We start from the raw sequence: 19,878 nt of genomic DNA, 5'->3' as shown, positions 1-19,878 counted from the left end.
TTATAGGGAGTTGCGAGCGTGTCGGCTACGGTCAACCTGCGTGCTTGAGCGTGTTGGTCGAATCCCGGACAATACCGGCAGTTCTTTGGTTTTTTTCTTTCGCGGATCGGACTGTTGTTTCGCGATGTTTGCCGCTCAGCTGTGGAAATCACGCACACATGACGACGCATATTCAACGTTCGGCCCTGTTGCCCTATCCGGCGCAGGCGCTCTATGACCTGGTCAACGACGTGGCGCGTTACCCGGAATTCCTGCCTTGGTGCTCAACTGCCGAGGTGCTGGAAAGCAGTGATGAACATATGGTTGCCAGTGTTGGGGTGGCGAAAGGCGGGCTCAGTCAGCACTTTGTTACGCGGAATGCGCTGGTGCCGGGCAAGTCCATTGAAATGAATTTGCAGGAAGGGCCGTTTACCCAGCTGCATGGTGTATGGGTTTTCAAGGCGCTTACCGACAAGGCCTGCAAGATCAGCCTGGATTTGTCGTTTGATTACGCTGGGCCGATTGTGCGGGCCACATTGGGGCCGTTGTTCAATCAGGCGGCCAATACCCTGGTGGATGCATTCTGTCAGCGAGCCAAGCAATTGCATGGTTGAGGTCGAGGTGGTTTATGCCGCCGAGGATCGCCAGGTTCTGCTGGCGCTGACGGTGGCTTCGGGAACCAGTCTGCGTGCAGCCGTGCAATTGTCAGGGATGGCTATGCAGTTTCCTGAGCTGGATCTGGCTGCTTGCCCCTTGGGGGTATTCGGTAAGGTCGTCACGGATGCGGAGGTGCGCCCCGCACAATCGGGCGATCGCATTGAAATCTATCGGCCCTTGCTTGTGGACCCTAAAGAAGTGCGCAGGCTGCGTGCTGCCAAGGCGGCGTTGGCGAAGCGGCAGCATCCATAGGCTGGCTGAATGACAGGCAGCAAAAAGCCCGGCATGCCGGGCTTTTTATATGCGCCGCAATGTTACTGCGGGCTGGTGTCCAGAGGCTGAGGCGTCGGGACCGGGACCGTTTCGACCCCGTCGACGTCTTTCTGGATCTTGTCGAGCAAGGAGCCTGGCTTGGCCGGTACTTCGGACTTCGGCTTCTCGCTTTCCTGCACAGGTGCAGTCACGTTTGTGCCGTTATCGTTGCCGAGCAGCGCTTGATCACGGCTTACGCCTGGCATGAAGTCACCCGACAGGCTGACAAGCTGGTCATTGCCATTGAAAATGACGCTGACACGCTCCTGTTGGCGTTCACCGCCACCAGGCTGCAGGCTGTAGAGATAATCCCAGCGATCGGCGTGGAAAGTGTCGGTCAGCAGGGGGTTGCCCATGATAAACCGTACTTGCCGTCGGGTCATTCCCGGGCGTAACTGGTCTATCATGTCCTGCGTGACGACATTGCCCTGCTGGATGTCGATTTTGTAAACCCCGGGGAATGAACAACCGGCGAGTGCGAGCAGTCCCACAAAGGTGAAACTGGTTAGCAAGAGCTTGGTGTTTTGCATCGGTGGGCGACTTCCACTATCTTGGCTGGGACAACGTAAACGCCGATCATACCCGTATTAAGAGAAGCTGCGAAGCAGCATCCGCGAGAAAGCTAACCATGGTTGAAAATAGCGAACTACGCAAAGCCGGTCTTAAAGTGACTCTGCCACGAGTCAAGATTCTACAAATGCTCGATTCTGCTGAGCAGCGCCACATGAGTGCCGAGGATGTTTACAAGGCGCTGATGGAGTCTAACGAGGACGTCGGCCTGGCCACGGTTTACCGTGTACTGACCCAGTTTGAAGCCGCAGGGCTGGTGGTTCGTCATAATTTCGACGGCGGTCATGCTGTGTTCGAATTGGCTGACGGTGGTCATCACGACCACATGGTTGACCTGGATACCAATGAGGTTATCGAGTTCACCAGCCCGGCAATCGAAAAGCTCCAGCACGAAATTGCTGAGGAGCATGGTTTCGATTTGGTCGACCACAATCTTGTGTTGTACATCCGTAAGAAAAAGTAAAAAGCGACGCAGAATTGCTCTGCGAAACGATCGAAGGCGACCCTAGGGTCGCCTTCGTGCTTTCTATAATAAGGAAAAGCTCGGCTCAGGCCTTGGTGGCTACGACCATTTTCTTCGCGTGTGCCAAAGACTCTTTGGTCAGGTCGATCCCGCCGAGCATCCGTGCCACTTCTTCCACGCGCTCCGACTTGTTCAGTTTGGATACTGCCGTGTGTGTCGCTTCGCTGCCTCTGACCTTGTGCACAAACAAGTGTTGATGCCCTTGGGCCGCGACTTGCGGCAAGTGAGTGACGGTCAGCACCTGGCCGCGATCCCCCAGGCGGCGCAGTAACTGACCCACAATTTCCGCCGTGGGGCCACCGATACCTACGTCTACTTCATCGAACACCAGTGTCGGTACCCGTGAGGTTTGCGCGGTAATCACTTGGATCGCCAGGCTGATTCGCGAGAGCTCGCCACCAGACGCCACTTTTGCCAGTGCCTTGAGCGGTTGCCCCGGGTTGGCGCTGACCAGTAGTTCTACCTGCTCCAGGCCGTAGGGCTGCAGCTCATTGCTGGCGTTGGTGCGCAACTCGATGGTAAAGCGCCCGCCCGGCATGCCCAGGCGCTGAATTTCCTGCTCGACGGCGCCAGCGAGGCTGGTCGCAGCCTGTTTGCGCAGATCGCTCAGTTCGCGGGCTTTCTCCTGATAGTGGCGGGCAAAAGAGCCGAGCTCTTCGCCCAGTCGCTCAATGGATTCGTCATTCGCGTTCAGGGTCTCGATTTCATCCAGCAGTTTCTGCTGCATGGTTGCCACTTCGGTGGGCTGGATTCGATGTTTGCGCGCCAGCGTATAGATGGTGTCCAGGCGCTCTTCTATTTCCTGCAGTCGCGCCGGGTCGGCGTCGAAATGATCGAGAAAGCGATTGAGTTCGCCGACGGCTTCTTCTACCTGGATTTGCGCACTGGTCAGCAGGGTGGTGGCTTCACTCAGTGAGCCCGAAGCGCTGTTAACGCTGGACAGTCGGTTGAGGCTGGCGGTGAGTGCGTTGAGCACATTGCCGGAATCGCTCTCGCTGCATTGCTCCACCACCTGGCGGCAGATAGACAGCAGGGTTTCGGCGTTGGTGAGGTTCTTGTGTTCCTGTTCCAGTTGTTCCAGCTCGGTTTCGCCCAGACCCACGCTTTCCAGCTCTTCAAGCTGATAGCTGAGCAATTGATGGCGAGCGCGTTGCTCGTCACCGGAATTGGACAGTCGCTCCAGCTCCTGTCGGGTCTGGCGCCAGCGCTGGGCAGCCAGTTGTACCTGCCGGGCAAGGTCGGTGGCGCCAGCGTACTCGTCAAGCAGGCGGCGATGGGTGTCGGTTTTGAGCAGGGATTGGTGTTCATGCTGGCTATGGATGTCAATCAGCAGTTCACCCAGGGCCTTCAGGTCGCCAAGGGGGCAGGGGGTTCCATTGATGTAGCCGCGCGAGCGCCCCTCGGCGGTGATGACTCGGCGCAGGATGCACGGGCCGTCGTTATTAAGGTCGCGCTCGACCAGCCAGGCTTCGGCTTCGGGGATGTCCGCGAGGTCGAAGGTGGCCAGAATGTCGGCCTTGTCCGCGCCCGGGCGCACCACGCCACTGTCGGCGCGGTCGCCCAGGGTCAGGCCCAGGGCGTCGAGCATGATCGACTTGCCGGCGCCGGTTTCGCCTGTGATTACGCTCATCCCGCGATCCAGTTCGAGATCCAGATGTTCAACGATGGCGTAGTTGTGTACAGACAGGTGCACGAGCATGACGGCCGCTCCCAGGCTTTAGGTCTGGTTATTTATACAGTGTTTTGTTCTGGGCTGACAATCCTGATGCTTAGCTCAATTTGCTCGGTCGTTCAGCTTTTTTAGTGCAAAGGAGAATGATCGGGCCGAAGTTGATCTGGGGCAGGCGAAAGACTTTTGGTAGAGCCTGCACCCTTGAACCTGGAAATTGTGGCCCCATATACCGGAACAGAAGCGCGAGTTGAGTTCGCGCATGATTTTGAAAGGAGAAATCTATGGCTGACGAACAGACGCAGGATACGCAAACTCCGGACGCCAATTCGGCTGTCGGTGATGAACTGGCAACTCGTGTGCAAGTGCTCGAAGAGCAGTTGGCCGCTGCGCAGGATCAGTCTTTGCGTGTTGCCGCCGATCTGCAGAACGTCCGCCGCCGTGCCGAGCAGGACGTAGAAAAAGCTCACAAGTTCGGGCTGGAGAAGTTCGCGGGCGACCTGCTGCCAATTATTGACAGCCTGGAGCGTGGCCTCGAGTTGTCCAACCCGGATGACGAAAACATCCGCCCGATGCGCGAAGGGATCGAACTGACCCTGAAAATGTTTCAGGACACCCTGAAGCGTTATCAGCTGGAAGCCATTGATCCGCAAGGCGGCGAACCGTTCAGCGCTGAGCTTCACCAGGCCATGGCCATGCAAGAAAGCCACGACCTCGAGCCCAATAGTGTGTTGAAAGTGTTCCAGAAGGGCTATCAGCTCAACGGTCGCCTGTTGCGCCCTGCAATGGTGGTGGTGAGCAAGGCTCCTGCACCCGTTGCACCTTCTATTGATGAGCAGGCTTGAAATCCGCCGCAAGGCCCCCATTTATAAGTCAAGCGTTTAAGTGCTACCGCAGTTAGCCACCACTGCTGCGGCAACCAAATTCAAGTTTCGGGAGAGTAAATCATGGGCAAAATTATCGGTATTGACCTGGGGACCACCAACTCCTGCGTCTCCGTGTTGGAAAACGGCGTTGCAAAAGTAATCGAAAACGCCGAAGGCGCGCGTACCACGCCGTCGATCATCGCTTACGCCAACGATGGTGAAATCCTCGTTGGCCAGTCGGCCAAGCGCCAGGCTGTGACCAACCCGCATAACACCCTGTACGCGGTGAAGCGCCTGATCGGTCGTAAGTTCGACGAAGAAGTCGTACAAAAAGACATCAAAATGGTCCCTTACAAGATCGCCAAGGCTGACAACGGTGACGCCTGGGTTGAAGTAAATGGCCAGAAAATGTCGCCACCGCAAATCTCGGCTGAAATCTTGAAGAAGATGAAGAAGACTGCCGAAGATTACCTGGGTGAGACAGTGACTGAGGCGGTGATCACCGTTCCAGCCTATTTCAACGACAGCCAGCGCCAGGCGACCAAAGACGCCGGCCGCATCGCGGGCCTGGATGTAAAACGTATCATCAACGAACCGACCGCAGCTGCTCTGGCTTACGGTATGGACAAGGCCAAGGGCGATCACACCGTGATCGTTTATGACCTGGGTGGCGGTACGTTCGACGTTTCCGTGATCGAGATCGCTGAAGTAGACGGCGAGCACCAGTTCGAAGTGTTGGCCACCAACGGCGACACCTTCCTGGGTGGTGAGGACTTTGACATTCGTCTGATCGACTACCTCGTTGACGAATTCAAGAAAGAAAGCGGCATGAACCTCAAGGGTGACCCGCTGGCGATGCAGCGCCTGAAAGAGGCTGCTGAAAAAGCCAAGATCGAGCTGTCTTCTGCTCAGTCGACCGACGTTAACCTGCCGTACATCACCGCAGACGCCACCGGTCCTAAGCACTTGAACGTGAAGATTTCTCGCGCCAAGTTGGAAGCGCTGGTCGAAGACCTGGTTCAACGCACTATCGAGCCATGCCGCATTGCGCTGAAAGACTCCGGTATTGATGTTGGTGCGATCAACGACGTGATCCTGGTAGGCGGTCAGACCCGTATGCCACTGGTTCAGAAGTTGGTTACCGAGTTCTTCGGCAAAGAAGCACGTAAAGATGTGAACCCGGACGAAGCGGTTGCCATGGGTGCTGCCATCCAGGGCGCGGTATTGGCCGGTGACGTGAAAGACGTGTTGCTGCTGGACGTAAGCCCGCTGACCCTGGGTATCGAAACCATGGGTGGCGTGATGACTGCGCTGATCGAGAAAAACACCACGATTCCTACCAAGAAATCCCAGGTGTTCTCGACGGCTGATGACAACCAGGGTGCTGTGACCATTCACGTGCTGCAAGGTGAGCGTAAGCAGGCTGCTCAGAACAAGTCCCTGGGCAAGTTCGACCTGGCTGAGATTCCACCAGCACCACGTGGCGTGCCACAGATCGAAGTGACCTTCGACATCGACGCCAACGGCATTCTGCACGTAGGTGCGAAAGACAAGGCTACCGGCAAAGAGCAGAAGATCACCATCAAGGCCAACTCCGGTCTTTCTGATGAAGAAATTCAACAGATGATCCGTGATGCTGAAACCAATGCTGAAGCTGACAAGAAGTTCGAAGAGTTGGCAGGTGCCCGTAACCAGGGCGACGCACTGGTTCACTCGACACGCAAAATGATCGCTGATGCTGGCGAGAAAGTGACCGCTGAAGAGAAGGCCGCGATCGAAGCTGCTGTAGTTGCCCTGGAAGCCGCTGTCAAAGGCGACGACAAGGCTGCCATTGAAGCCAAGGTTGAAGAGTTGTCGAAAGTTTCCGCGCCAGTGGCTCAGAAAATGTACGCCGAACAGGCTCAGCCGGCTGACGGTGCTGCTCAACAGGCAGAGCCAGAAGCTAAAGACGATGTTGTCGATGCCGAGTTCGAAGAAGTTACCGACAAGAAGTAAGTTGGTCGTCCGGTTGACCGCTATCAAGCGGTGACTGGTAGGATGTCGCCGCGCGGGAGCTTGCTCCCGCGTTGGCGTGTCTGGGGTATGCGAATTTTTACAGCATGCGACTGTGTTCGGATGTTGGCGGTGTGATCGGGGATGCTCCTGCTTTCCGAGCAATGAATACCGCGTTTTTGGCCGGGTCCCTGGCTAAAAAGTAGTAACGACCAGGATCGTTGAATTGACGTGAGTTGGGTCCGGGCCTGTATTGGGGCTCAACGAGTTTAGCCAGGCTCAGGAGGGTCTGGCTGGACGTCCTTAAGAGTGCAAAGACTTATGGCAAAGCGTGACTATTACGAAGTGTTGGGTGTGGAGCGCGGCTCCAGCGAGGCGGACCTGAAAAAGGCTTACCGTCGCCTGGCAATGAAGCACCACCCGGACCGTAATCCGGATAGCAAAGAATCCGAAGACATGTTCAAAGAGGCCAACGAGGCTTACGAATGTTTGTCTGATCCCAACAAGCGTGCGGCCTACGATCAGTATGGACATGCCGGTGTCGACCCGAGCATGGGCGGCGGCGGTGCCGGTTTTGGCGGTCAGAACTTCTCCGATATTTTCGGTGATGTATTCAGTGACTTCTTTGGTGGTGGCCGGGGTGGTCAGCGTGGCGGTGCCCAGCGTGGCAGCGACTTGCGTTACACCCTGGAGCTGAACCTGGAAGAAGCTGTACGCGGCACCAGCGTCAATATTCGCGTACCGACGCTGGTTAACTGCAAGCCGTGTGATGGTTCGGGTGCCAAGAAAGGTTCCGCGCCGATTACTTGCCCGACATGCGGCGGTATCGGCCAGGTGCGTATGCAGCAGGGTTTCTTCTCGGTGCAGCAGACCTGTCCGCGTTGCCATGGGCAGGGCAAGATCATTTCCGATCCGTGCGATTCCTGCCACGGCGAAGGCCGCGTCGAAGAGTACAAGACCCTGGCGGTGAAAGTGCCGGCGGGAGTCGATACCGGAGACCGTATTCGTCTGTCGGGTGAGGGTGAGGCCGGTACCCAGGGCGGTCCTACGGGCGACCTGTACGTGGTGATCAATGTGCGCGAGCACTCGATCTTCCAGCGCGACGGCAAGCACTTGTTCTGTGAAGTGCCGATCAGCTTTGTCGATGCAGCCCTGGGTGGCGAATTGGAGATCCCGACCCTGGACGGTCGGGTCAAGCTCAAGATCCCTGAAGGTACGCAGACCGGCAAGCAGTTCCGTATTCGTGGCAAGGGCGTAGCGCCGGTGCGCGGTGGCGGTGCTGGCGACTTGATGTGTCGTGTGGCCGTGGAGACTCCGGTCAATCTGGGGCGCCGTCAGCGTGAATTGCTTGAGGAATTCCGCAGTTCGCTGGAGGGCGATGACACGCATTCGCCGAAAACCACTGGCTTTTTCGAAGGCGTGAAGCGCTTCTTCGGCGACCTGTAAGGAAGTGAGTATGCGACGTATAGCCGTAATGGGCGCTGCCGGGCGCATGGGCAAGACGCTGGTCGAGGCGGTGCAGCAGCGCTCCCCGGCCTCTGGGCTGACCGCGGCGATTGTTCGTCCCGGTAGCACGTTGATCGGTGCGGATGCGGGTGAGTTGGCTTCGCTGGGGCGTATCGGTGTCTCATTGTCAGGCAGCCTGGAGCAGGTGGCTGACGAATTCGATGTGCTGATCGACTTCACCCTGCCGGAAGTGATGCTGAAAAACCTCGCGTTCTGCCGCAAGGCGGGCAAGGCGATGGTGATTGGTACCACGGGTTTGACTGCGCAGCAGAAGCAGTTGTTGGAGGAGGCGGGTAAGGATATTCCCGTCGTCTTCGCAGCCAACTTCAGTGTCGGCGTGAATCTGTCGCTCAAGTTGCTGGACATGGCGGCGCGGGTGCTGGGGGATGAGGCGGATATCGAGATTATCGAGACGCATCACCGTCACAAGATCGATGCGCCGTCGGGTACCGCGCTGCGCATGGGGGAGGCTATTGCCGATGCGCTGGGGCGTGATCTGTCCAAAGTGGCGGTTTACGGTCGCGAAGGGCATACCGGTGCGCGTGCGCGTGACACCATTGGTTTTGCGACCGTCCGTGGCGGTGATGTCGTAGGCGACCACACGGTCTTGTTTGCTACCGAGGGTGAGCGCCTGGAAATTACCCACAAGGCTTCGAGCCGCATGACATTCGCCAAGGGCGCGGTGCGTGCCGCGCTCTGGTTGGAAGGTCGCGAGGCTGGTCTGTACGACATGCGCGATGTGTTGGATCTGCACTAAGCAGTAGCTAAAACCGGGCCTCGGGATTATCCTAAGGCCCCGTTTTTACCCGCTAAGCGACGTCCTGTCGCATTCTCCTGCCTTTAAGGCTCATTAGCGGTGGACCAAAAAAGCCTTTTTCTGTAAGCTACAGCTTTAGTGTGTCCACTAAAAGCGCGCAGAATAATTCAGTGAAGAAGCGGGGTGACGTGTCCATACGTCACTCCGCTTTTTTACAACCTGCGATCGCCCTTTCAGGCTTTATTTACGGGAGGTCTTCTTGACTAAGCCAGCCATACTCGCCCTTGCTGATGGCAGCATTTTTCGCGGCGAAGCCATTGGAGCCGACGGTCAAACCGTTGGAGAGGTGGTGTTTAACACCGCCATGACCGGCTATCAGGAAATCCTTACCGATCCTTCCTACGCCCAACAGATCGTTACCCTGACCTATCCGCACATCGGCAACACCGGTACTACGCCGGAAGACGTTGAGTCTGATCGTGTCTGGTCGGCAGGTCTGGTCATTCGTGATCTGCCACTGGTTGCGAGCAACTGGCGTAACACGATGTCGCTGTCCGATTACCTGAAAGCCAACAACGTTGTGGCGATCGCCGGTATCGATACGCGCCGCCTGACGCGCATCCTGCGTGAAAAGGGCTCGCAGAATGGCTGCATCATGGTCGGTGACAATATTTCCGAAGCAGCGGCGATTGCTGCAGCGCAAGGCTTCCCAGGCCTGAAAGGCATGGACCTGGCGAAAGTCGTCAGCACCAAGGAGCAGTACGAGTGGCGCTCCACTGTCTGGGACTTGAAGACCGACAGCCACGAGACTATCGAAGCGGCTGACCTGCCGTATCACGTGGTCGCATACGACTACGGCGTCAAGTACAACATCCTGCGTATGCTGGTCGAGCGTGGGTGCCGCGTGACCGTGGTGCCGGCGCAAACGCCTGCCAGCGACGTGCTGGCCCTGCAACCTGACGGCGTGTTCCTGTCCAACGGCCCGGGTGATCCTGAGCCTTGTGACTACGCCATCCAGGCCATCAAGGAAGTGCTGGAAACCGAGATTCCGGTATTTGGTATCTGCCTCGGTCACCAACTGCTGGCGCTGGCCTCCGGCGCCAAGACCCTGAAAATGGGTCATGGCCATCACGGCGCCAACCACCCTGTGCAGGACCTGGACACCGGCGTTGTGATGATCACCAGCCAGAACCACGGTTTTGCGGTGGATGAAGCGACCTTGCCGAGCAATGTCCGCGCGATTCACAAGTCGTTGTTCGACGGTTCCCTGCAGGGTATCGAGCGTACTGACAAGAGCGCGTTCAGCTTCCAGGGCCACCCTGAAGCAAGCCCGGGCCCGAACGACGTAGCACCGCTGTTCGACCGTTTCATCAATGAGATGGCCAAGCGACGCTGACTGAGCGGCCTGCGGGCGGCCCCTACCTTGGCGGCCCCTGCAGGCTCTTCGAAGATTGTTCAAGACGGCTTGCCGACTGACCTGCGGATTTGAGTGACAAACCCATGCCAAAACGTACAGACATAAAAAGCATCCTGATTCTCGGCGCTGGCCCGATCGTTATCGGCCAGGCCTGCGAATTCGACTACTCCGGCGCCCAGGCCTGCAAAGCCCTGCGCGAAGAGGGTTACCGCGTCATCCTGGTGAACTCCAACCCGGCCACCATCATGACCGATCCGGACATGGCCGACGCTACCTACATCGAGCCGATCAAGTGGCAGACGGTTGCCAAGATCATCGAGAAAGAGCGTCCGGACGCACTGCTGCCGACCATGGGCGGCCAGACTGCATTGAACTGCGCCCTGGATCTGGAGCGCGAAGGCGTCCTGGAAAAATTCGGCGTAGAGATGATCGGCGCCAATGCCGACACCATCGACAAGGCTGAAGACCGTTCGCGCTTCGACAAGGCCATGAAGTCCATCGGCCTTGACTGCCCGCGCTCCGGTATCGCCCACAGCATGGAGGAGGCTAACGCAGTTCTCGAAAAGCTCGGCTTCCCGTGCATTATCCGTCCGTCCTTCACCATGGGCGGCACCGGTGGTGGCATTGCCTACAACCGTGAAGAGTTCGAAGAAATCTGCGCCCGTGGCCTGGACCTGTCTCCGACCAAAGAGCTGCTGATCGACGAATCCCTGATTGGCTGGAAAGAGTATGAGATGGAGGTTGTCCGTGACAAAAAGGACAATTGCATCATCGTCTGCTCCATCGAAAACTTCGACCCGATGGGTGTGCACACCGGTGACTCGATCACCGTTGCTCCGGCGCAGACCCTGACGGACAAGGAATACCAGATCATGCGTAACGCCTCGTTGGCGGTATTGCGTGAGATCGGCGTTGAAACCGGTGGCTCCAACGTTCAGTTCGGTATCTGCCCGGACACCGGCCGCATGGTCGTGATCGAGATGAACCCGCGTGTATCGCGTTCTTCGGCGCTGGCATCGAAAGCGACCGGCTTCCCGATTGCGCGTATCGCCGCCAAGCTGGCTATCGGTTACACCCTGGACGAACTGCAAAACGAAATCACGGGCGGCGCTACGCCGGCGTCCTTCGAACCGTCCATCGACTATGTCGTGACCAAGCTGCCACGCTTTGCCTTCGAGAAGTTCGCCAAAGCCGACGCGCGCCTGACCACCCAGATGAAGTCGGTGGGTGAAGTCATGGCCATCGGCCGAACCTTCCAGGAGTCCCTGCAGAAAGCCCTGCGTGGCCTGGAAGTGGGCGTTTGCGGCCTGGACGAGAAGCTCGACCTGAGCAATCCGGAAAGCATGAGCATCCTCAAGCGCGAGCTGACCGTGCCGGGCGCCGAGCGTATCTGGTATGTGGCTGACGCCTTCCGCGCCGGCATGACTGTCGAAGACATCTTCGGCATGAACATGATCGATCCGTGGTTCCTGGTGCAGATCGAAGATCTGATCAAGGAAGAGGAGAAGGTCAAGACCCTGGGTCTGGCCAGCATCGATCGCGACATGATGTTCCGCCTCAAGCGCAAAGGCTTCTCCGACCAGCGCCTGGCCAAGCTGCTGGGTGTGACCGAGAAAAACCTGCGCACGCATCGCCACAAGCTGGAGATCTTCCCGGTCTACAAGCGCGTTGACACCTGTGCTGCCGAGTTCGCCACCGACACTGCGTACCTGTACTCCACCTACGAGGAAGAGTGCGAGGCCGCGCCGTCGGGCCGCGACAAGATTATCATCCTGGGTGGTGGTCCGAACCGTATCGGCCAAGGCATCGAATTCGACTATTGCTGCGTACATGCCGCCCTCGCGCTGCGCGAAGACGGGTACGAGACCATCATGGTCAACTGCAACCCGGAAACTGTTTCCACTGACTACGACACTTCCGACCGCCTGTACTTCGAGCCGGTAACGTTGGAAGACGTGTTGGAAATCTGTCGCGTCGAGAAGCCCAAAGGCGTGATCGTCCAGTACGGCGGCCAAACCCCGCTGAAACTGGCGCGTGCCCTTGAGGCCGCCGGCGTGCCAATCATCGGCACGAGCCCTGACGCCATCGACCGTGCCGAAGATCGTGAGCGCTTCCAGCAAATGGTTGAGCGCCTGAACCTGCGCCAGCCGCCAAACGCTACCGTGCGCAGCGAAGACGAGGCCATCCGTGCAGCCAGCAAGATCGGCTACCCGCTGGTGGTGCGTCCATCCTACGTGCTGGGCGGCCGGGCGATGGAAATCGTCTACGAAGAAGAAGAGCTCAAGCGTTACCTGCGTGATGCGGTAAAAGTGTCCAACGACAGCCCGGTGCTGCTGGACCACTTCCTCAACTGCGCCATCGAAATGGACGTGGATGCAGTTTGCGACGGTACCGACGTGGTCATCGGCGCGATCATGCAGCACATCGAGCAGGCGGGCGTTCACTCCGGTGACTCCGCGTGCTCGCTGCCGCCGTATTCGTTGCCTGCACATATCCAGGACGAGATGCGCGAGCAGGTCAAGAAAATGGCCTTGGAGTTGGGTGTTGTCGGCCTGATGAACGTACAGTTGGCGCTGCAGGGCGAAGACATCTACGTCATTGAAGTCAACCCGCGTGCTTCGCGTACCGTGCCGTTCGTTTCCAAGTGCATCGGCGTGTCCCTGGCCATGATCGCTGCGCGTGTGATGGCGGGTAAGACCCTGAAGGAAATTGGCTTCACCAAGGAAATCATTCCGAACTTCTACAGTGTGAAAGAGGCAGTGTTCCCATTTGCCAAATTCCCTGGTGTGGACCCGATCCTCGGTCCGGAGATGAAGTCCACCGGTGAAGTGATGGGCGTGGGCGACACCTTCGGTGAAGCATTCGCCAAGGCCCAGATGGGCGCCAGCGAAGTGCTGCCGACCGGCGGTACTGCGTTTATCAGCGTGCGTGATGATGACAAGCCGCTGGTTGCAGGCGTGGCCCGTGATCTGATCAACTTGGGCTTTGAAATCGTGGCAACTGCCGGGACCGCCAAGCTGATCGAAGCGGCCGGCTTGAAAGTGCGCCGCGTGAACAAGGTGACGGAAGGCCGTCCGCATGTGGTCGACATGATCAAGAATGATGAAGTCACGCTGATCATCAACACCACCGAAGGTCGCCAGTCGATCGCGGATTCCTACTCCATTCGCCGTAATGCCTTGCAGCACAAGATCTACTGCACCACCACTATTGCTGCTGGCGAAGCTATCTGCGAAGCGCTCAAGTTCGGTCCGGAAAAGACCGTGCGTCGCTTGCAGGATCTACATGCAGGATTGAAGGCATGATCAAATACCCAATGACCGTCCAGGGTGCCAAGGCCCTGGAAGAGGAGCACGCCCATCTGACCAAGGTCGTACGTCCAAAGCTGAGTCAGGACATTGGTACGGCCCGCGAGCTGGGTGACCTGAAGGAAAACGCCGAATACCACGCTGCTCGTGAGCAGCAGGGTATGGTCGAAGCGCGGATCCGTGATATCGAAGGCCGTTTGCAGAATGCGGTGATCATCGACGTCACGACTATTCCCCACACTGGCAAGGTGATTTTCGGTACCACCGTGGAGATCGCCAACGTTGAGACTGACGAGAGCGTGGTCTACCACATCGTGGGAGAGGACGAGGCTGACTTCAAGCTCGGCAAGATCTCCGTCGGCTCACCACTGGCCCGTGCCTTGATCGCCAAGGAAGAGGGTGATGTGGTGTCTGTCAAAACGCCAGGCGGTGTGATCGAGTACGAGATTGTTGAAGTTCGTCACATCTGAAAGGCGGCGCCCGCTTCGTGCGGGCGCCATGCTTTGGCAGCTTGCCCAGATGCTTTGGGTGGGCGGCCTATGGTTGTTACATCTTGGTGTATTGCCGGTGCTGGGCGTGATTGGCCTGGCTCCGTTGCTGATCGATGAAATCGATGGATTACTGAGTGCGCTGCTGGTGGGTTTCGCGGCGGCGTGCGTAGCGCTTCAGGCGTTGGTGCTGGTCAAGGCTGAAGGCTTGGAGAGTCTGTGGCGGGATATTCGCGGCCAACTGCTGTTGATGGCGCTGTATGCGTGTGCAATGTATTGCATTGTGCATGTCTGGCTGCCGGAAGCGTTGCGCTGGCAGCTATTCAGCTATCTTGTGCTAGGGTTCTCCGGCCTGGTGCTGGTTATACAGCCTGCTCCGGGATGGAGTGGCGGGGCGCGCGAAGCACGCCCGTGACCCTTTGTATTACTTGAAGCGGTGTACGTTCGACAGTTGCTTGTTGACGCTGAAGTTCTTGCGATACAGCAGCGCCATCTTGCCGATGACCTGAACCAGGTCCGCCTTGCCAACCTTGCACAGTTCTGCAATGGCGGCCAGGCGCGCCTCGCGGTCAAGGATGTTGACCTTGATCTTGATCAGTTCGTGATCGCCCAATGCGCGTTCAAGTTCGGCTAACACACCTTCAGTCAAACCGTTGTCTGCCACAATCAGAACTGGTTTCAGATGGTGGCCAATGGATTTGTACTGTTTCTTCTGCTCTTGAGTGAGCGGCATAATCTGACCCCTGCGTCTGATCTTGTAAAAAGCGGCGGCCAGTTTACCCGAGCGAGTCCGGGACCGCCCAGTTAATCACGACCCGTTTTATTTTCGAGGTGGCCCGTGGCCCGTTCCAAAACTAGCCTTAAGTGGCTGCAAGAGCATTTCAACGATCCTTACGTCAAAAAGGCGCAAAAGGATGGCTATCGTTCCCGGGCCAGCTACAAGCTGTTGGAGATCCAGGACAAGGACAAGTTGATTCGTCCAGGCATGAGCGTCATCGATCTTGGCGCGGCTCCCGGTGGCTGGTCCCAGGTGACCAGTCGTCTGATTGGTGGTCAAGGTCGCCTGATTGCTTCCGACATCCTGGAAATGGACAGCATCCCGGATGTGACCTTTGTTCATGGAGACTTTACCCAGGACACAGTGCTCGCCCAGATCCTTGAGGCTGTGGGAAATTCGCAGGTAGACCTTGTGATTTCCGACATGGCCCCCAATATGAGTGGATTACCGGCCGTTGATATGCCGCGGGCCATGTTCCTTTGCGAATTGGCGCTGGATTTGGCGGGTCGGGTGTTGCGTCCCGGTGGCGATTTCCTGGTGAAGGTGTTCCAGGGAGAGGGTTTCGACGAGTACCACAAGAACATCCGCAAATTGTTCGACAAGGTGCAGACGCGTAAACCAGACTCTTCCCGGGACCGGTCCAGGGAGCAATACCTGCTGTGCCGCGGCTTCCGTGGCGTCGAAGGCGCGGCGAGTGAAGAGCGTTTTTGAGGAATTCGAGGAGGGCGATAGGTTTTTTTATATCGCTTTCGTCACGAAGCTTTACGAATATTGTGTAGTCAAAGTTTCACAAAGGGTTACAGACGGCGCCTGCCAGAGTTGTAGGTAATGTAGTAAGTTAGGCCGGTGAATATCATGCGAAGCGCGCGCCAGTAGCGGAGCTTGCTTCAGAGGGTAGTTAATTGAACGATATGGCAAAGAATCTGATCCTGTGGTTGATCATCGCGGCTGTCCTCGTGACGGTGATGAACAACTTCTCCAGCCCTAACGAGCCGCAGACCCTCAACTATTCCGACTTCATCCAGCAAGTTAAGGATGGCAAGGTCGAGCGCGTAGCGGTTGATGGCTACGTGATCACCGGCAAACGCAACGATGGCGACAGCTTCAAGACCATTCGTCCGGCAATTCAGGACAACGGTCTGATCGGCGACCTGGTGGATAACCACGTGGTTGTCGAAGGCAAGCAGCCTGAGCAGCAGAGCATCTGGACTCAACTCCTGGTGGCAAGCTTCCCGATCCTGGTGATCATTGCCGTGTTCATGTTCTTCATGCGCCAGATGCAAGGCGGTGCGGGAGGCAAGGGCGGGCCGATGAGCTTCGGCAAGAGCAAGGCGCGCCTGCTCTCTGAAGATCAGGTAAAGACTACCCTGGCTGACGTAGCGGGTTGCGACGAAGCCAAGGAAGAAGTCGGCGAGTTGGTTGAGTTCTTGCGCGATCCAGGCAAATTCCAGCGCCTGGGTGGCCGTATTCCTCGCGGAGTGCTGATGGTCGGCCCTCCAGGTACCGGTAAAACCTTGCTGGCCAAGGCCATTGCCGGCGAAGCCAAGGTACCGTTCTTCACTATTTCCGGTTCTGACTTCGTTGAAATGTTCGTCGGTGTCGGTGCGAGCCGCGTTCGCGACATGTTCGAACAGGCCAAGAAGCATGCGCCATGCATCATCTTCATCGATGAAATCGACGCCGTTGGTCGTCATCGTGGTGCTGGCATGGGCGGCGGTCATGATGAGCGTGAGCAAACCCTCAACCAGTTGCTGGTCGAGATGGATGGTTTCGAGATGAATGACGGCATCATCGTCATCGCGGCAACCAACCGTCCGGACGTGTTGGATCCTGCGCTGCTGCGTCCAGGCCGCTTTGACCGCCAGGTGGTGGTTGGCCTGCCGGACATCCGTGGGCGCGAACAAATCCTGAAAGTGCACATGCGCAAAGTGCCAATGGGCGACGACGTTGCACCGGCTGTGATTGCCCGTGGTACCCCGGGGTTCTCGGGTGCTGACCTGGCCAACCTGGTGAACGAGGCTTCGCTGTTTGCAGCCCGTACCGGCAAGCGCATCGTTGAAATGAAAGAGTTCGAGTTGGCGAAAGACAAGATCATGATGGGCGCTGAGCGCAAATCCATGGTCATGTCCGAAAAAGAGAAGCAGAACACTGCTTATCACGAAGCCGGCCACGCCATTGTGGGGCGCGTCGTGCCTGAGCATGACCCGGTCTACAAAGTGTCGATTATTCCTCGTGGTCGTGCGTTGGGTGTCACCATGTTCCTGCCGGAGGAGGATCGTTATAGCCTCTCCAAGCGTGCGCTGATCAGTCAGATCTGCTCGCTGTACGGCGGTCGAATTGCTGAAGAAATGACCTTGGGCTTCGACGGCGTGACCACTGGGGCTTCCAACGACATCATGCGCGCCAGCCAGATTGCGCGGAACATGGTGACCAAGTGGGGCTTGTCGGAAAAACTCGGTCCTTTGATGTATGCCGAAGAAGAAGGTGAAGTATTCCTGGGGCGTGGCGGCGGTGGTCAAAACGCCAGTTTCTCCGGTGAGACAGCCAAGCTGATCGATTCTGAGGTGCGCAGTATCATTGACCAGTGCTACGGCACTGCCAAGCAGATCCTGACGGATAATCGCGACAAACTTGATGCAATGGCTGATGCACTGATGAAGTACGAGACCATCGACGCAGACCAGATCGACGACATTATGGCCGGTCGGGCGCCTCGTGAGCCTCGTGATTGGGAAGGTGGTTCGGGTACTTCGGGCACCCCGCCAGTGGTTCAGAACGAGCGCCCTGAAACCCCAATCGGCGGCCCGGCAGCTGACCATTAAGGTTTGAAATGACTTTTGCTCCGTCCTCCCCCCGGTTGCCTTGCGGCAACCGGGTTCTTGATTTGGCCCATACGCATGTCATGGGCATTCTTAATGTAACCCCTGACTCCTTTTCCGATGGTGGCCGCTTCAGCCAGCTTGATGCTGCATTGCGCCACGCAGAAGCCATGGTGGCGGCTGGCGCGACCTTGATTGATGTGGGCGGTGAATCGACTCGGCCTGGTGCTCGCGCAGTTTCTCCTCTGGAGGAGTTGGAGCGCGTGGCGCCGATTGTCGAGCGCATCGCTCGAGAGTTGGATGTGATCATTTCGGTTGATACCTCCACCCCGGCCGTGATGCGTGAGACTGCGCGATTAGGTGCCGGCTTGATCAACGATGTGCGGTCCCTGCGGCGCGACGGTGCCCTGGATGCAGCCGCAGCCACCGGTTTGCCGGTGTGTTTGATGCATATGCTGGGTGAGCCCGGCAATATGCAGGACAGCCCGCACTATGATGACCTGGTTGGTGAAGTGAGTGGTTTTCTCTCCGAGCGCGTTGCCCAGTGCGTCGCGGTAGGTATTGCGCCGGAAAGGATCATCCTTGATCCGGGGTTTGGTTTCGCCAAGACCCTGCAACACAATTTGAGTTTGTTCAAACACATGGAGTCCTTGCATGCCCTTGGTCGGCCCCTGTTGGTCGGTGTTTCGCGCAAGAGCATGATAGGGCTGGCATTGAGCCGTCCGGTGGGTGAGCGGTTGTACGGCGGTCTTGCACTGGCGGCGCTCGCGGTGACCAAGGGTGCGCGCATCTTGCGTGTGCATGACGTTGCTGAGACCGTGGATGTGGTACGCATGATTGCAGCTGTGGAATCAGCCGAATAAGAATGATGGAGCACTTATGACTAAAAAATACTTTGGCACCGACGGTATCCGTGGTCGGGTCGGCGAGTTTCCGATTACTCCTGATTTCATGCTCAAGCTTGGATGGGCGGCTGGTATGGCTTTCCGCAGCATGGGGGCGTGCCGCATCCTGGTGGGCAAGGACACCCGGATTTCGGGATACATGTTTGAATCAGCGCTTGAGGCCGGCTTATCCGCCGCAGGCGCCGATGTGATGTTGCTGGGGCCAATGCCGACGCCCGCGATTGCATACCTGACGCGTACCTTTCACGCTGAGGCCGGTATTGTGATCAGTGCTTCGCACAATCCACATGACGACAACGGCATCAAGTTCTTCTCCGGTCAGGGCACCAAGTTGCCGGATGAGATCGAGTTGATGATCGAAGAACTGTTGGATGCGCCGATGACCGTGGTCGAGTCCAGCAAGCTGGGCAAGGTGTCGCGCATCAATGACGCGTCCGGTCGTTATATCGAGTTCTGCAAGAGCAGTGTGCCTACCAGTACCAATTTTGCCGGCCTGAAGGTTGTTGTCGACTGCGCCCATGGTGCGACCTACAAAGTCGCGCCAAGCGTATTCAGGGAGCTTGGCGCAGACGTGACAGTGCTGTCGGCTCAGCCCAACGGATTGAATATCAACGAAAACTGCGGCTCCACTCATATGGAGCAGTTGCAGGCCGCAGTCCTGGCCGAGCACGCCGACCTTGGGATTGCCTTCGACGGTGACGGCGACCGCGTGCTGATGGTTGACCATACCGGTGCAGTGGTGGACGGCGATGATCTGTTGTTCATCATTGCCCGCGACCTGCATGAGCGTAACAAGCTGCAAGGCGGTGTCGTCGGTACGCTGATGAGCAACCTGGGGCTTGAGCTGGCATTGGCAGACCTGGGTATTCCTTTTGTTCGCGCCAACGTCGGTGACCGGTATGTGATCGCCGAGCTGCTGGAGCGTAACTGGCAGGTAGGTGGTGAGAACTCCGGGCACGTGGTGTGCTTCCAGCACACCACCACCGGTGACGCGATTATTGCGGCGTTGCAGGTGCTATTGGCTTTGCGTCGCCGCGAAGAGAGCCTGGCCCAGGCGCGTCAGGCTTTGCGCAAATGCCCGCAAGTATTGCTGAACGTGCGTTTCGCAGGTGGGGAAAACCCGATCGAGCACCCTGCTGTCAAAGAGGCTTGCGAGCGCGCGACCCTGGCAATGGCTGGTCGTGGACGGGTATTGCTACGCAAGTCCGGCACAGAGCCTTTGGTACGCGTCATGGTCGAAGGTGACGACGAAATACAGGTTCGCGGCCATGCCGAAGACCTGGCAAAACTGGTAACTGAAGTTTGCGCCTGAATTCGGCTTGCCAGTGATGA

General features: G+C 57.6%; 18 protein-coding genes. 15 read left to right on the top strand and 3 right to left on the bottom strand.

Annotated features, from left to right (window positions below):
• Positions 1-158: 158 nt before the first annotated feature.
• Together J1N02_RS09035 and J1N02_RS09030 are read left to right on the top strand one after the other, a co-directional pair.
• Positions 159-593 (top strand): type II toxin-antitoxin system RatA family toxin, encoded by a 435-nt coding sequence (locus tag J1N02_RS09035; protein WP_027605353.1) that lies wholly within the window; start codon positions 159-161, stop codon positions 591-593.
• On the top strand, positions 586-888 hold the full coding sequence (locus J1N02_RS09030; protein WP_027605354.1) for an RnfH family protein: 303 nt from the start codon (positions 586-588) through the stop codon (positions 886-888). Before J1N02_RS09035 ends, J1N02_RS09030 begins: the two co-directional genes overlap by 8 nt.
• Before the next feature lie 62 nt (positions 889-950).
• Here the strand turns inward: J1N02_RS09030 and J1N02_RS09025 are convergent, their stop codons facing one another.
• A complete protein-coding gene (locus J1N02_RS09025; protein WP_027605355.1) occupies positions 951-1,478 on the bottom strand; it encodes an outer membrane protein assembly factor BamE in 528 nt (175 codons plus the stop codon).
• A 98-nt stretch (positions 1,479-1,576) separates the two neighbouring features.
• Between J1N02_RS09025 and fur the strand changes: the two genes are divergently transcribed.
• Positions 1,577-1,981, top strand: a complete 405-nt coding sequence (fur, locus tag J1N02_RS09020; protein WP_010562662.1) for a ferric iron uptake transcriptional regulator — start codon at positions 1,577-1,579, stop codon at positions 1,979-1,981.
• 85 nt (positions 1,982-2,066) lie between these two features.
• On the opposite strand, the gene recN is transcribed toward fur, so the two are convergent.
• Positions 2,067-3,740 carry a DNA repair protein RecN gene (recN, locus tag J1N02_RS09015; protein WP_421147290.1) on the bottom strand — a complete coding sequence of 558 codons (1,674 nt, stop codon included), beginning with the start codon at positions 3,738-3,740 and terminating at the stop codon, positions 2,067-2,069.
• 254 nt (positions 3,741-3,994) lie between these two features.
• On the opposite strand from recN, the gene grpE reads away from it, so the two are divergent.
• The 8 genes from grpE (at position 3,995) to J1N02_RS08975 (ending at position 14,459) form a co-directional block, all read left to right on the top strand.
• Positions 3,995-4,555, top strand: a complete 561-nt coding sequence (gene grpE, locus J1N02_RS09010) for a nucleotide exchange factor GrpE (protein WP_027605357.1) — start codon at positions 3,995-3,997, stop codon at positions 4,553-4,555.
• Positions 4,556-4,657: 102 nt separating this feature from the next.
• A complete protein-coding gene (gene dnaK, locus J1N02_RS09005; RefSeq protein ID WP_027605358.1) occupies positions 4,658-6,571 on the top strand; it encodes a molecular chaperone DnaK in 1,914 nt (637 codons plus the stop codon).
• Between the two features lie 318 nt (positions 6,572-6,889).
• Positions 6,890-8,014, top strand: coding sequence for a molecular chaperone DnaJ (gene dnaJ, locus J1N02_RS09000; RefSeq protein ID WP_065925314.1), 1,125 nt, complete (start codon positions 6,890-6,892; stop codon positions 8,012-8,014).
• Between the two features lie 10 nt (positions 8,015-8,024).
• Entirely contained in the window at positions 8,025-8,831 is an 807-nt protein-coding gene (gene dapB, locus J1N02_RS08995; protein WP_027605360.1) for a 4-hydroxy-tetrahydrodipicolinate reductase, read from the top strand.
• 259 nt (positions 8,832-9,090) lie between these two features.
• On the top strand, positions 9,091-10,227 hold the full coding sequence (carA, locus tag J1N02_RS08990) for a glutamine-hydrolyzing carbamoyl-phosphate synthase small subunit (protein ID WP_027605361.1): 1,137 nt from the start codon (positions 9,091-9,093) through the stop codon (positions 10,225-10,227).
• Between the two features lie 104 nt (positions 10,228-10,331).
• The gene (carB, locus tag J1N02_RS08985) at positions 10,332-13,553 is read left to right on the top strand and encodes a carbamoyl-phosphate synthase large subunit (RefSeq protein ID WP_027605362.1); all 3,222 of its coding nucleotides are present in this window, start codon (positions 10,332-10,334) and stop codon (positions 13,551-13,553) included.
• On the top strand, positions 13,550-14,026 hold the full coding sequence (gene greA / locus J1N02_RS08980; RefSeq protein WP_027605363.1) for a transcription elongation factor GreA: 477 nt from the start codon (positions 13,550-13,552) through the stop codon (positions 14,024-14,026). The genes carB and greA overlap by 4 nt, the downstream gene beginning before the upstream one ends.
• 28 nt (positions 14,027-14,054) lie before the next feature.
• Complete coding sequence (locus tag J1N02_RS08975) at positions 14,055-14,459, top strand: hypothetical protein (protein ID WP_027605364.1); 405 nt, start codon at positions 14,055-14,057, stop codon at positions 14,457-14,459.
• A 9-nt stretch (positions 14,460-14,468) separates the two neighbouring features.
• Here J1N02_RS08975 and J1N02_RS08970 read toward each other — a convergent pair whose 3' ends face one another.
• Positions 14,469-14,777 carry a YhbY family RNA-binding protein gene (locus J1N02_RS08970; protein WP_017139256.1) on the bottom strand — a complete coding sequence of 103 codons (309 nt, stop codon included), beginning with the start codon at positions 14,775-14,777 and terminating at the stop codon, positions 14,469-14,471.
• 105 nt (positions 14,778-14,882) lie between these two features.
• On the opposite strand from J1N02_RS08970, the gene rlmE reads away from it, so the two are divergent.
• From rlmE to glmM, 4 genes are all read left to right on the top strand, one after another.
• Positions 14,883-15,533, top strand: coding sequence for a 23S rRNA (uridine(2552)-2'-O)-methyltransferase RlmE (gene rlmE / locus J1N02_RS08965; protein ID WP_015885924.1), 651 nt, complete (start codon positions 14,883-14,885; stop codon positions 15,531-15,533).
• Between the two features lie 200 nt (positions 15,534-15,733).
• A complete protein-coding gene (gene ftsH, locus J1N02_RS08960; protein WP_027605365.1) occupies positions 15,734-17,644 on the top strand; it encodes an ATP-dependent zinc metalloprotease FtsH in 1,911 nt (636 codons plus the stop codon).
• Between the two features lie 8 nt (positions 17,645-17,652).
• Positions 17,653-18,504, top strand: coding sequence for a dihydropteroate synthase (folP, locus tag J1N02_RS08955; RefSeq protein WP_027605366.1), 852 nt, complete (start codon positions 17,653-17,655; stop codon positions 18,502-18,504).
• A gap of 16 nt (positions 18,505-18,520) precedes the next feature.
• Positions 18,521-19,858, top strand: a complete 1,338-nt coding sequence (gene glmM, locus J1N02_RS08950; protein WP_027605367.1) for a phosphoglucosamine mutase — start codon at positions 18,521-18,523, stop codon at positions 19,856-19,858.
• The last annotated feature ends 20 nt before the right edge of the window (positions 19,859-19,878 follow it).

The sequence above is a fragment of the Pseudomonas sp. NFX5 genome (assembly GCF_049132125.1).
GTDB classification, from domain to species: Bacteria; Pseudomonadota; Gammaproteobacteria; order Pseudomonadales; family Pseudomonadaceae; genus Aquipseudomonas; species Aquipseudomonas marginalis.
This window is presented reverse-complemented; position numbering and strand designations above follow the sequence as displayed.